Source organism: Yersinia rohdei ATCC 43380 (genome assembly GCF_000173775.1).
In the GTDB taxonomy this organism is placed as follows: Bacteria; Pseudomonadota; Gammaproteobacteria; order Enterobacterales; family Enterobacteriaceae; genus Yersinia; species Yersinia rohdei.
Window position 1 is genome coordinate 1 of sequence record NZ_ACCD01000052.1, and the last position, 14,591, is coordinate 14,591.

The following is a 14,591-nucleotide window of genomic DNA, read 5'->3' on the forward strand; positions in this document are numbered from 1 at the left end:
GCTGCCCAGATTCAAAATACCGCCATTAACCGACGTGTTGCCGGTGTAATTATTGCTAGCATTGGTGAGCGTCATTTCGCTGTTATCAGTGCCAATAGCAAGATTGCCGCTGCCGGTCAGTTGAGCGGTCAGCAACTTATTAATGTCCACCGCCCCCTGTGACGTCAGGGTTAACGTCTCACCAGAGAGTAATATCATTCTGGTCAGCCCTGCGGTCAGACTCAAGCCGCCACCCACGCCCGATAAGGCGTAGTTATAGATGGATTCAGCTACTTTATTTCCGCCCTGAATAACATCCGCAAAAGCATCCGCACCCAAGTTATTCCCCAAGAGATCCTGTAAGGTCAGGCGGGCGAGATCGATCGCAGTCAACGTATTGTTGCTGCCAATTAATTGGGTTGAGATAGTGGTATCTTGGTCAAGTAAATTCCCACCGGTGGTCAAGTCTGGCGCAACTTTGATTATGCTGTCGGCGTTTACCGCCAATGTGCCAGTATCAATCTTGCTACCGGCGGCAAATGCTACCGACGCACCGTTAAGTGTCAAATTCCCTATCGCCTGATTGCCGCTATTCACTGCCACCAAAGTCCCACCGGAGGCGATAAAAGAGGCGTTGCTCAGCGCGCCGGTATTCCCTCCGCCCAGAACAAAAGTACTGTTTGCTATATCCACCGAACCCGCGAACGCAGTACCGGTATTAACACCAAAATTGAAGGTGTTATTGGCAGTATCAATATTTAAGAGTCCGGTTCCAGTCAGGGCATTATTAGAAGTGGCTATGCCATTCAGATTCAAGGTGCCATTGAGCGCAATGGCGGTGGTGCCCAACTGGTTACTGTTACTGGCCGTCAGAGTACCGCCCTGATTAATCTGCCAATCACCCGTAAAAGCACTCGCCTGACTTAAACGGACATTGGCACCATTATTTACAATGGCCGAACCATCTCCGCTTGCAACATGGCCCAATGAGGCATCCAAAATACCATTGAATGTATTGCTAAAAAGCAACTCACTGCCGCCGTCGATATTCATTACACCGCTGCCCACATTGCTGGCAGCAGCCAATGTAATTTGGCTGTCGGTAAGATTAATATTGGCGAAGCCCTGTAGTGAGGTGTCACTCGCCAAAGAATCCATTGATGTATTGAAGTTCAGGGTATTGGCGCCCGCCCCGGCATTAAGGAGGCCTAAATAAGTGCTCCCTAGCGTCATATTATTGATGGTGAAGATATCATCGCCGCTTCCGGTGGTAATAGAAGTGACTTGGGCACCATTCTGGATGGTGACATTATTATTGCCATCCCCCAGATTAATCGCGCCATTACTTTGCGAGGCACTGCCCAACACCAAGCTGTCATTACCGGAACCGGCCGTTAATGTGCCGTTCAAAATCCCATTATTATTGATGGTGTTTGCCGCTGTTCCGGCAAATGTCACTGCACCATTAATGGTGCTATTATTCGTTAGCGTTTTTGCTGTTGTCCCCGTGAAACTAATCGCCGTTGCACCAGTCGCATTAATCTGGGTATTAGCACCAATCGTCGTCAGCGCCGAGGCACCATCAGATACTTTCAGCCCAGTGCCAGCACTGCCGTCAATATTAATATTCAGATAAGCGGTGCTAAGATCCACGCCACCGGCAGAATTTATCCCAGTTCCGGCTCCCGTGACATTAATCTCATTGCGGCCATTAGCACTGTCGGCGAAGGTCAGACCGGCCAGGCTATTGAACACTGTGCCAGTTACTGTATTGAAAATAATATGGTTTAACGTCAGATTGACACCCGTCGCTTTTGAGAACGCGGCACCGGTGCCATTCATATTCAGAATTAAATCAGTCAACACATGGCTATTATTGGTGCCAGCAAAGGTGATTCCCGTCGCTATACCTGTTGTGGTGATAGTCCCCCCCACCATATTCAACAGCGCATTAGCCAGAACGTTAATCCCTGTTCCGCCAGTGGCGTTAATTGTCCCGCCAGTATTCACAACGTTGACTATTTGACCATTGGTCGAGGAAATAGTAATCCCTGCGCTAGTGCTATTAATCGTACCGCTATTGGCAACATCAACACTGGCGGTAGCAGCACCAGTATTACTGGCAACCATCCCTGTTGTGGCGGTAATTACGCCTTTATTAGCAATATCAATGCTGGCAGAGCCGCTGTTGGTTGCAGATATTCCGACCCCCGCAGTAATGCCTCCTGTTGCTTTGTTTTCCAGAATAATTTTGCCATTACCTGCGTGAGAGCTTGAAATACCCGCAGTACCGGCTTTAATCGTGGCACCTGAGCTAATATAAATCCCACTGCTGTTTGTCGCCCCGGTTTTGTTTGCCAGTATCCCAATGCTATTAATAGCAGATTGATTGATTGAAGAGCCTGTAGCCAAGTTGTAGATAACATCAACGCTTCCGGCGGCACCATTTCCCATGCCATTGGCATTACTGCCACCAGTATTACTGATGCCATGCCCAGAAGTGATAACACCCTTATTTTGTGTAGCCAGTTTGACTACCGCACCCTCGCCAAATCCAGTGGTGGCGTCATAACTACCAATTTTCAAACCATTATTTGCAATATCAAAGACATACTGGTCAGAATTTAACGTAAATTTAGCGCCATCCTCCAGAGTATATTGATAGTATCCATTCCCGCCAGAACCATTGGTAAGCTGCGGTGTAGTAATGGAAACATCAGCAGTGCTGCTAAAATTTATCAGGCTGTAGTTATTAGCTGAGTTAGTCCAGAATACCGCCGGATAAGAACCAGTAGTCGCCGTTAAGTCAAAATGCCCGGTAAATTTGATATTGCTGGCCTGCGCCAACTGATGGTTAGTGCCAAAGGTTAATGTCAGCGGTTGGGTAAAATTGCCTAAAACTAACTGGCTATTTAAGTTCGGTGTCCCGCCTGCACCTATATTCCCCAAAACTGCCAGCATACTGTCGGTTGTGCTGCCAATATTGTCGAAAATAATGTTAATAGCGCTGGTGGCCCCAGGCATGGAAATAACGTTATTTCCTCCGGTTGTCGAAGAATTTAGTGCGGATAAATTAGATAGGGTAAACGAGCCTGCGCCCCCCCAAGCCGCATTAACCTGATTAGAAAAATTGAATGAGTAACTCCCCGTTGTTAAAGAGAATCCGCCCCCATCAATGACTAAATCTTTCCGGTTGTTGGCGACCTGATTTACCGTAATATTACCGTTCATCGTAATGTCATTCAGCAGCAATATTGTCGTTGCTGTCCCACTGGACAGTGCCGTATTTAAGGCAGCAGCGGTGCCTACCGCAACACAACTCGTCCCCATAGAGGCACATTCGGCAGAGGTAATAGCAAATGCAGGCTGAGCACTAAGCAGTCCGGCGATAGCCGCAGCTAAAAGACCTATTTTTGCAGGGAAAGACTTGGCTATAGCATCGGGAGATGTTTGAGAAGCACTAACCCGGCGCACCGTTTTTGACTTCTGTTTTCCCTTGGCCAATTCACCCACTGCAACCCATACATTCAATGATATATTCCAAATAACTTTAAAGATTGTGTTCATATATGCTCTTAAAATAATCAATGCTTTATTGAGAATTTATTAATGGAAATTGCCACCAAAAGAAATAGATAACTGATAACAGTTACAATCTAACGATTTAATAGGTAAGCAATTATCGATTTAAAAACAAAAACTCTGGATTAGCAGCAGACAAACGTACCCGGAAGGCCTCGTTTAATATCAAGCCAGCTAGAAGAAATAACACTTTTATCTGATGCGATGTAATTTACATACTATTATTTATACTTCATTTTTAAATTCTAACAAGATTTATCCTACTTTTAGATATATTTCACTAACCATTAAAACTAGCTAAACAAACTGCTTTTTTCTAAAAAACTAGAATTAATAACCAAGTAAATGAGAATTCAAAAAGTAAACACCAATATGAAATCTATTTTTAGATGTATATTTTTTATTGATATAGATCATAAAAAGATTAATCACACAAAAGAGCTGAATATTCACACAATCAAGTAGGAAATAATCCTATTTTATTGTGGATATATTTTCTTTAATTACCTGGAAAATACCACTTTGATATTTCACAATTCCTATCACCATAAATGTGATTGTTATACTTATAGCTGCGCGGGTTAAATAATAGTTATTTATTGGTGAGACAATGTAATTACCCCAGCTTTATTGATGCAATTTTATAAGGAGTTAAGCTGGAGTTATGTCTGCATGCTCTTGCTGACTTTTTTGTAAAGTGAGGAGTATTTAATTACAGCACATCATTATTTATCCCTTCACTCACCAATATGAACTGAGCTGCTTGGGCTAACTTTAGTCAAGGTATTTAATATCTTGGGAGTGAGTCAGGTATAAGAAAGGAGGGAGTTGTGGCACGCAATAATAAGTAAACAGAACCTAATGATGCGATACAGTATCATTAGGCTCTGAGCACACGGCTGCCACACCAGCAGCGTGAAGTGACTCTTTTCACTGTTGCCAATCGGCCAGAATTTGCTGGGTGGTTTTTACTGTAATGCGATTGCCCGGAATTGCCAGCTCAGCCCATACCTCATTATGTTGTGCAATGAGTTGTTCAGCAGTGACATGGCGTCGATTCGCGGTGGTGTGAGCATCTGCAGCAATGGTCAAGGCGTAACCTTTGCTGGCAGCAATTTTGGCTGTGGTATCTACACAATAATCCGTGGCACAGCCACAGAGCGTTAAATGAGTCGCCCCCAACTGCGCCAGCACCTCATCAAGTGAGGTGCGGTAAAATGAATCACAGGCAGTTTTATTCACCGAAATAGCATGCTCTGGCTGATGTAATTCCGCCAATAGTTGCCATAATTCACTTCCTTCAGTCATTTCATCTTCTATATGCTGGATAAAAATAACCTGACTGGCATGGTCTATTAGCTGATTGATTCGAGCGACTCGACCTTCACGATCAAAGCGGGGGGTGGCAAAAACGCCGTTTTGCATATCAACAACAATAACAACATGATCTTTTGCCACTATCAGCCCTGCTTTTAATATGAAAAATCCTTAAATATATTAAAACAAATTAGGAGGTTGATAACAAACCGGCATTATCAGCTCCAAACCAGCCGGGCAACTGTCCCTATGGGCGCTCCGACGGTGTACGCCGTTACGCCCCTTTCCCCGCCAACTGACTGGGTTTATCGTCTGTTAAAGGCTTATTTCTTCAGTTGTAATGTCGTCATGCAAGTTTGGCTCTCCGCTTGGGTAGCAAAAGGCGATACCGCTTTAAGACCTTGATAACTGACTTCAATAGTTCCTTCGGTGTTACGTGGCAGCCAGACGCCAATAAAACCATTTTGATAGCTGGTAAGTTTATCTTGCACGATAACTTTGCCGGCTTTATCTGTGATTTTCACATCAAATGCCGTATTCGCCAGTTCGCCACGACACCCTGATAAACTGTGATTAAAGCAGGGGTGGGTTTGGCTAATATAAGGAGCAAAGGAGAGATAAAATTTATCGCCTAATGGGAAAGAAAATTGCTGCTGCCCATCAGATAATTTCAGTTCAGTACCCGTTACCGAGGCGGAATACGCCAATGGGCGCGGTTGTTTGGATTGATCGATGGACTCAATCATTTGTTCCGTCGTTTTACCCGCTAAACCCTGTTGAGCCAAAAAATCCGTTTCTGCGTTCGCGGTTGATTGTGCCAAAGCAAAATGGCTGAAAGTCACAGCCGCGAGAGCAACCATCGCCAACCGGGCAGTTACAGCAAATGTCTTGTTCACTATTATGATGTCCTTTCAATGAGAATAAGAATATCAACACCCCAAATAATGGGCGTTGCAGATAAGCTGAGTAGGAATATAAACCCTCCCCTTGGGTGAGGGTCAAAGATAGATTTGAAGAGAAGTGTAAGTCACTGTATAGAAATGAATTTTATTGATTTAAATCATATTTAGACTGTGACCGACCTCTCAATAATCCGTGGGTCATATTGAGATGCTGGGCCGCGAGGATTTTCCTGCCATATCCGGTTAGATATTCAACTGAATAAACAGCACTGCCACCCCAGGGCGAGGTGGCAGATAAGCTAGCGAAAATTTACTGCTGCGGCCCTTCGTCCTCAGAATGTTTGCGGGTTTTAGTCCATTCTCGCAGCCGCTGAATATGCAAATACAGGGCTGGAATAAACAAAATCCCCACAGCGGTAGCCATTAGCATCCCGCCAAACACCGTGATACCAATAATCTGGCGACTCATTGCGCCAGCGCCACTGGCAAACACCAGCGGCATCACGCCGAGAATAAACGAAATCGCCGTCATCATCACGGCGCGAAAACGCTGTTTGGCACCCTCTTGTGCCGCTTGTGCAATACTTGCGCCCTCTTCTCGCCGGGTTTTGGCGAATTCGACAATTAATATCGCATTTTTGGCCGCCAACCCGATCAGCAGCACCAGCCCGATTTGCGCATAGACGTCATTGGCAAAGCCCATCGCTGACAATCCCGCCACCGCCCCGCCGACGGCAAACACCACCGACAGAATCACCACCAGCGGGATACTCCAGCTTTCGTATTGGGCCACCAAGAACAGATAGGCGAACACCAACGCCGCCAGATAAATAAAGATGACCTGCCCGCCAGTTTGCTGCTCCTGCCATGACATCCCACTCCAGCTATAGCTGTAACCTTGCGGTAAATTCTGTGCCAAAAGCGCTTCCATCGCCGCCATTGCCTGCCCAGAACTGGCCCCATCGGCGGCAGAACCACTAATGGCTACCGAAGGGAATTGGTTGAAATTACTAATAAAAGGTGCGCCCACAGCAGGAGTTAATCTGACCAGATTTGCCAGGCTGACCAAGGCCCCGTTATCACTGCGCACATTCAAGTTATTTATCTGCGCAGCGCGCTGGCGGAAATCCATATCATTTTGTAATTGCACCCTAAACATGCGGTTATCCAGGATGAAATCACCGGCATTCATCCCGCCGAGTGAGGTTTGCAGGGTTTGGAAAATACGGCTGACCGGCACCTGTAGCAAGGCGGCGCGATCCCTATCAATACTGAGATTAACTTCAGGTACTGAGGCACTGAAAGTGGTAAATACCCGGCTGAGTTTTGGGTCTTGATTGGCAGCAAAAATAATCCCCTGACTGACCTGCGCCAGCTCCTGCGGCGATTGCCCCATCAGTGCCTGAATCCGTAAATCAAAACCAGACGCGCTGCCCAACCCCGCGATAGCCGGTGGGTTTACCGCCATGATCATCGCCGCAGGTATCGTGGCTAAATTGGCCTGAATGCTGGACAGCACCCTATCAATATGCGGCCGCTGCCCCCAAGGTTTGAGCATGACAATAGCAAAACCGGCATTGGGCGAGTTATTGCCACTGAGCAAGCTGAAACCGGTGATTTTTATCACGTCCTCGACCGCGGTATTGGCGGTAACCTGCTGATACATTTCATCCATTACCGTCTGAGTGCGATTCAACGAAGCGCCATCTGGCAGCTGTAAACTGACAAAGAAATAGCCCTGATCTTCATCCGGTAGGAAAGAGCTTGGCAGGCGGGTATAACCCCACCAGGTTGCCAGCCCCACCAGCAGCAGAGCAGCAATGCTGAACACTGCACGGCGGCTAATGCGCCCCGTCAAGCCAACATAGCCATCACGGGCGCGGTCTAGCCCACGGTTGATGCCACCAAACAAGCCCGTGCTCGATAATTCCCGCCGCTTAAGTAACACCGCGCACAGCGCTGGGCTGAGGGTTAACGCATTAATACTGGATAAGATAACTGCCGCCGAGAGGGTGACGGCAAATTGCCGATACAATTCCCCCACGATGCCCGGCAAAATAGCTATCGGCACAAACACCGCCATCAGCACCAAAGTGGTTGCAATGATGGGCCCGGCAATCTGACTCATGGCCTGTTTGGTGGCGGCCGCGGGAGTCAACTCTGGATCATTGGCGAGGAGGCGTTCAACATTTTCGACCACCACAATGGCATCATCAACCACGATGGTTAGCGCCAAAATAATGGCGAACAAACTGAGGGTATTTGCCGTGTAACCAAAGACATAAAGCACCGCAAAGGTGCCCAACAGTGAAACCGGAATGGTGAGCGCGACAATAAATGTCGCCCGCATACTTTGTAAAAACAGATACACCACCGCCAGCACCACAATGAGGGTTAAGCTCAGTGAAATGGCGATTTCATGCAGAGTGGCGGTCACCGGCAAAGTGGAATCGTAGTTGATTTCATAGGCCAGATCCGGTGGGAAAGAGGCCGACAGCCGCGCCATTTCATCGCGCACCCCATTGGCAACATTCAGGGCATTAGCACCAGGGACTGGATACACCACTAAAAAAGCGGATTCTGTCTGGTTTTGTGCCGCACTAACTTGATAATTCTGCGCCCCCAGCGCGACGCGGGCAACATCACCCAGCCGGATCATCCCGCCCTGTGGATTGCTGCGAATAATCACATTCGCAAATTGTTGGGCGTCGGTCAGTCGCCCTTGCCCACTGATGGTCAGGGTTTGCTGTTGGTTGGGCATCGATGGTGACGAACCAATCTGCCCGGCGGCGGCCTGTACGTTTTGTTGCTGTAATGCCGTGACAATGTCTTGCACACTAACATTCAGTGCTTCCATACGTTGCGGATCCAGCCAAACTCGCATGCTGTAATCACGAGCACCGAACACCTGCACATCACCGACACCATTGATACGCGCAATAGCATCACGCAACTGAATGCTGGTGTAGTTACTGACAAACAGGGCGTCATGGGTCTGTTTCGGTGAGAAAACACTGACCCCAAGCAGCAGATTAGACGCCCGTTTTCGCACTGAAATACCATTCTCATTGACTTGCGCAGGGAGCTGGGCGCTCACCTGAGAAATGCGGTTTTGCACCTCAACGGCGGCCATATCGGGGTCTGTACCACTGGCGAAAGTAATACTCAGCTGATAGCTGCCATTATTGCTACTGGTGGACTCCATATACAGCATATGGCTAACGCCATTGACCTGTGCTTCCAGCGGGGAAGCCACAGCCTGCGCCACATCACGGGCGCTGGCCCCCGGATAAACCGCACTGACAGACACCACCGGCGGCGTAATATCAGGATATTGCTCCACCGGAATAACATGCAATGACACCCAACCGACAATAGTTATCACCAGTGCAATAACAATGGCAAACTTGGGACGACGGATAAAAAAATGTAGCATTTGGCCTTCCCCTTAGTTTGCAGTCAGCGGTGTTGCTACAGTGGCACTGACCGTCATACCTGGCCGGACATGCTGTAGCCCGGAGACTATCACTCGCTCGCCCACTTTTAACCCATCTTTCACTTCATATTGCTGTTCGAACTGCTCACCAAGGGTGACCGGCCGCACTTCGACCTGATCTTTATCAGTCACGACCAGAACAAAATGACCTTGTTTATTCTGCTGTAGTGCCGCGATCGGAATGGCGGTAACTGCGCTGGCTGTTGTTGTGTCGAGCGACACATTCACCACCCCGCCGGGCAATAATAAATGCTGTGGATTAGCAAAACGGGTACGAATCGTTACCGTGCCGGTTTGTTTATCAATTTGATTATCAACGGATTCAAAAATCCCACTTTCTGAATATTGCTTACCATTCGCCAGTTGAATGCGCGGGGTAAAATGTTCAAATGGCAGTGCCGCCTTTTCTGTGGCGGATGCCGTGGATAACTGATAGGTAGCAGTAATGTAATCGCGCTCATTAACCGCGATAGCGACACGAATAGGATCGAGCTGCACAATCCTCACCAAAGTGCCGCTGGCGGGATTAATCAAGCTGCCGACATTAAAGCGGCTGTGACCAATCTGGCCGGAAATGGGCGCGGTGATGCGGGTAAAACCTAATTGAAGCTGCTGAATTTGCAGGTTTGCTTGCGCCTGAGCCACTGCTGCGCGGCTGATATCCCGCTGGGCCTGGGCTTCATCGACTTCTGCCTGACTCACCGAGCGGTTATTACCTAAACGCTGTACGCGGGTGAGATTTACCTGTGCATGGTTAGCACTGGCGGTCGCGCTGTCTAATTGCGCCTGCGCCTGAGTAACAGCGGCTTGATGTAAAGCGGGGTCAATCTCATACAACAGCTCGCCCTGAGTGACCATCTGCCCTTCAGTAAATAATCTGGCGGCAATAAAGCCCTCGGTTCGGGTGGTCACATCCACCGCCTGAATAGCTTCCACCCGCCCAAGAAATTGCAATGCGCTATCTGGGGTCGCAGAGGTCACCACCGCCACTGTCACCGCCGGCAGAGGGGCTGCCGCCATGACACTGTAAGAACCCATAGTCAGTAACACAGCAGCGCCATACGTGCTCAAAGAATGCAGCCGAGAATTTTGCGTCCGCGGCAGGTTAGAGATAACCCAGTTGCGAACCAATGTTAATCTAGACATGGTGATTTATTCCTTACTCTCGGCGGGGTGAATAGTTTGGGTATGGCGTAAAAAACAACTTTGTAAGATTAATAATGTTTAAACGTTATTTTAACGACTTACAATAAAAATTCCGGTTTGCATCAGAGAGCTGCGCGGCAATAACACGGAGTGTAACTCGGCATAATCCCCACAATAAGTGTCTGGAAAAAAAACCAACAGCTATTTTCAGATTGATTAAGCCGTCAGTATTAACCAGTGGTATTTCTATTCTGCTATTTTTTAAGAAAAAAAAAGCAAGAAACGGTGGAATTATTCTAAGCTAAAATTATGAGTAGGCGAAGCTATGCAAATCTCTATCGCCTCAGAGTCTAAAATTCCTGCTGATTAAACCAATATTTTTATAAGACTGAAAATCAGCCCGAACTTTGTAATTGCTATGCCCAGCATTATTGCCGTCGCCGCGAGCACCTTTGCGACGCCGAGGATAAAGGGTTTAAGGGAATTCACCATGACAGGCTCTAACTCCCAAGCATCACAGGTAAAAGGGGAAAATGTTTTCTTTGCAAAACAAACATTACAGGCCATGGCGCTGTTAGTTGGGGCAACTATTATTATTGCCGCGGTTGGTATTATCTACATTGCTTCGCAATTAAATGAACAAGCGATAAATCAAAGCCGCTTTTTAGTAGAAAAAGCCTGGGAAATGCGCAAAAACTCAATCAGTTCCAGAATGAAAGATAATGCTTTCTGGGGCGATGCGTATGAACATTTGCATGTAAAAGTAGATACCGACTGGGCTTTTGTCAGTCAAAATATGGGTTCATCACTTTATAATAATTTTAATTATGAAGGCGTATTTGTCATTGATGGAGAAGGGAAAACCCGCTATTCCGTTATCAATGGGCAGTTGGTACAAACCTCATTACAGGATTGGCTCCATAAAAGTATTACCCCGCTAATTGATGCTGCCCGCGCGAGGGCGGCAAACGAATATATTGCCACTAGCACCATCGAAGTTGCCGGGCAACCCGTCATCATTGCCGCGGCCGCATTAACGACCGGCAGTGATCCACTCGCTAAAGCTGTGGCGGGTGCGCCTTCGGTTCTGGTATTTATTGATTCACTGACTCCAGCCGAGCTTAATGCTTTAGGCGAAGATTACGGTATTCACCAACTCCGCATCCCGCGCGATCCAAAAGATAACTTCTCCAAACCCTCAGTTTCCTTATCTTCCAGTGATGGCAGCCATCTGACATTGCATTGGAACCAGAATATGCCAGGGGCGCAGCTCCTTAATATCTTGCTCCCTTTACTGATGTTAGTGGCGATTATCCTTGGATTAACCGGTTGGTTAGTGCTGCGGCGTACCATGTCAGAGGCGCGGATTGCCGATAAAAACAAAGCCGCGTTAATGGCCAGCGAGGAGCGTTTTCGTCATGTCGCTGAATCTGCAACTGATTGGTTATGGGAAACCGATGCCGACTTGCGTATCACCTATTTGTCCCAGCGATTTTTAACCATTACTGGGCTGGCGGCAGAGCAATGGTTGGGGCGTAAGCTTGATTCACTGTTAAATTGTGACATTATTCCGCTGCGATCCTGGCTGCAATATACCCATCAGACTGAATCCCGCAATGAACTGCAATGCACTTATCTCTCTGCCAAAGGCGATAAACGTATCTGTCGGATTTATGCCAAACCTATTATTAAAGACGGCGAAACTGTGGGTTTTCGCGGCACCGCATCTGATATCACCCGCGAGATAAAAGCCCAGGAACGTATTCAGCATCTTTCTCTGCATGATGCGCTGACCGGTTTACCCAACCGTCTGCGAATGAAACAGTTCCTGGAAAACAAACTGCTCAACCTGGCCGGCACGTCGCACCCCTTGGTTATCCTCAATGTCGATCTGGATAAATTCAAACCGGTCAATGACACCTTTGGCCATGTTACCGGCGATTTGGTGCTACATCAGGTCTCTGAGCGCCTAAGAGGCTGCTTGCGAGATCAAGACTTGGTGGCCCGCCAGGGTGGCGATGAATTTATTCTGATTATTACTGGCTTGTCTTCAATTCAAGAAATTGAGCAACTCTGCGCGCGCGTTATCGCCCAAATTGAAAGCCCGTATATTATCAATGAGCAAGATATTTATATTGGTGCCAGCATTGGTATTGCCCTGGCCCCGCAGGATTCTATACATGCTGAAGAGCTGCTGCGATTTGCGGATATTGCTATGTATGAAGCCAAAAATAGCGGCCGCAACCGGTGGAGTTTTTACTCCAGTGAAATGAATGACCGCCTGATGCAGCGCAGCGAACTGGAGCGCTTCTTACGCCAAGCCATCAAGCATAATGAATTCTGTCTTTATTATCAGCCACGCTACCGTATTGAAGGGACGCAACTGACCGGGGCTGAAGCCTTAGTGCGCTGGAATCACCCGGTGCTGGGGCTACTGATGCCCGATCAATTTATTGCATTGGCAGAAGAAACTGGGCTGATTACCTCCATCAGTGACTGGACGATGTTACAAGCATGTCAGGATGCGACAACCTGGCCCCAGTCACTGATAGTTTCAGTCAATATTTCTGCCATTGAATTTAGAAACCAGCGCCTTATTGAGCGCGTGCGGCAAGTGCTGCTGCTGACCGGGCTACCCAGTCATCGGCTGGAGTTGGAGATAACCGAAAGGATCATGATTGAAGATGCTGACGGCGCATTTAAAACCATGATGGCCTTGAAAACTCTTGGCGTGCGCTTATCGATGGATGACTTTGGTACCGGATATTCATCACTGAATTATCTGCGTCGTTTCCCATTTGATGGGCTGAAAATTGATAAAAGTTTTACTGATGAGCTGGCAGAATCACCTGAAGGGCTGTCGATTGTTGAAGGCATTATTAACCTCGGCCATGCTTTGTCGATGACGGTAACAGCCGAGGGCGTAGAAACTGAGGAGCAACTCACCTGTTTACAAACGCTAATGTGTGATGAAGTTCAAGGCTATTTCTTAGGCAAGCCGATGAAATTAGATGACTTATCGATGCTTATTCGAAGTGCGAATTACGACTAGCAGAGTTTCAATGCGTGGCATCTGGACTCTGGCGCATCTTCGCCTCCGTCTGGGCCAAATCAGTGGCTGTCAGCTGATAAAGGCCATCAAGAAATGCGGGAATAAAGCTGCCCGGCCCGCCGACGTGCAGGGCGACTTGCCCACCAACATGTGACATTATCCGGCAAGCGGTTGCAACATGATGTAAGCGATCCCCTTCAAGTGCGCAGAACGCCGCCACCACCGCAGACAGCGCGCAGCCAGTACCGACCACGCGAGTCATCAGCGGGTGCCCTCCCCTCACGGCGAAATCTCGCTGACCATCCGTGAGGTAATCTACCTCGCCAGTGACTGCCACCACCGCGCCCACCTGCTGTGCCAATTGACGAGCCGCTGGCAGAGCCGCCAATGATGAATCCAGGCTATCAACGCCACGTCCCATGGTCGCCATACCACTCAATGCCATGATTTCCGAAGCATTACCGCGAATAGCTGCGGGTTTAAGCGCCAGTAAATGATGAGCAAAATCAGTGCGATATGTCAGCCCACCCACAGCGACCGGATCCAATACCCAGGGAGTTCCTGCGTGATTAGCCGCCGTGATCGCCGCTAACATGGATTCAGCCCGAGAGTGATGCAAAGTGCCAATATTGATAAGCAAACTATTAGCCATTGCACTGAATTGCGCCGCCTCCTCGGCCTCAACCACCATCGCCGGGAAAGCCCCTAATGCCAGCAACACATTGGCGGTAAAGGACTGCACCACTTCGTTGGTCAGGCAGTGAACCAATGGCGCGGCCAATTGGAATTGTTGTAAACAGGCCGCTGCCACGGCATCAGGAAATAAATCTGGCGCAGGGGGATTATCAGAGAGAGTGGATATGCCGGTGTGAGTGGTCTGCATGGTGCCTCTAAAATCAGTCTGTTATCTCAGTGTTCTACTATACCCAAAGTCATTGGCATTGCGATAAGGCTGTTACGATGAGCTGGCTCACGCCAGTGATGAGGTTGATGATAACCCTTTATTTTCAACTTAGTGTCAGTCGGGGTGACTGCACCTATGGGCGCTCCGGCCGCTCACGCGGCTACGACCCATTAGGCACATTTCCCCGCCAATCAATTTTGTTAACCAGATGAA

General features: G+C 48.1%; 7 protein-coding genes. 1 reads left to right on the top strand and 6 read right to left on the bottom strand.

Annotated elements, in window-relative coordinates:
- The 5 genes from YROHD0001_RS00535 to YROHD0001_RS00515 all read right to left on the bottom strand — a co-directional run.
- The coding region (locus YROHD0001_RS00535) for an autotransporter outer membrane beta-barrel domain-containing protein (RefSeq protein WP_004716822.1) at positions 1 to 3,546 on the bottom strand (3,546 nt) is incomplete at its 3' end.
- A gap of 945 nt (positions 3,547 to 4,491) precedes the next feature.
- Positions 4,492 to 5,019 (bottom strand): isochorismatase family protein, encoded by a 528-nt coding sequence (locus YROHD0001_RS00530; RefSeq protein ID WP_004716823.1) that lies wholly within the window; start codon positions 5,017 to 5,019, stop codon positions 4,492 to 4,494.
- Positions 5,020 to 5,201: 182 nt separating this feature from the next.
- A complete protein-coding gene (gene cueP, locus YROHD0001_RS00525; protein ID WP_004716824.1) occupies positions 5,202 to 5,774 on the bottom strand; it encodes a copper-binding periplasmic metallochaperone CueP in 573 nt (190 codons plus the stop codon).
- Between the two features lie 316 nt (positions 5,775 to 6,090).
- The gene (locus YROHD0001_RS00520) at positions 6,091 to 9,216 is read right to left on the bottom strand and encodes an efflux RND transporter permease subunit (RefSeq protein WP_004716825.1); all 3,126 of its coding nucleotides are present in this window, start codon (positions 9,214 to 9,216) and stop codon (positions 6,091 to 6,093) included.
- Between the two features lie 12 nt (positions 9,217 to 9,228).
- Positions 9,229 to 10,422 (bottom strand): efflux RND transporter periplasmic adaptor subunit, encoded by a 1,194-nt coding sequence (locus tag YROHD0001_RS00515; RefSeq protein WP_032818433.1) that lies wholly within the window; start codon positions 10,420 to 10,422, stop codon positions 9,229 to 9,231.
- A 490-nt stretch (positions 10,423 to 10,912) separates the two neighbouring features.
- Here YROHD0001_RS00515 and YROHD0001_RS00510 point away from each other — a divergent pair, with 490 nt between their 5' ends.
- Positions 10,913 to 13,474 (top strand): bifunctional diguanylate cyclase/phosphodiesterase, encoded by a 2,562-nt coding sequence (locus YROHD0001_RS00510; protein WP_004716827.1) that lies wholly within the window; start codon positions 10,913 to 10,915, stop codon positions 13,472 to 13,474.
- Positions 13,475 to 13,481: 7 nt separating this feature from the next.
- Here the strand turns inward: YROHD0001_RS00510 and thiM are convergent, their stop codons facing one another.
- Positions 13,482 to 14,357, bottom strand: coding sequence for a hydroxyethylthiazole kinase (gene thiM / locus YROHD0001_RS00505; protein ID WP_004716828.1), 876 nt, complete (start codon positions 14,355 to 14,357; stop codon positions 13,482 to 13,484).
- Positions 14,358 to 14,591: the final 234 nt, after the last annotated feature.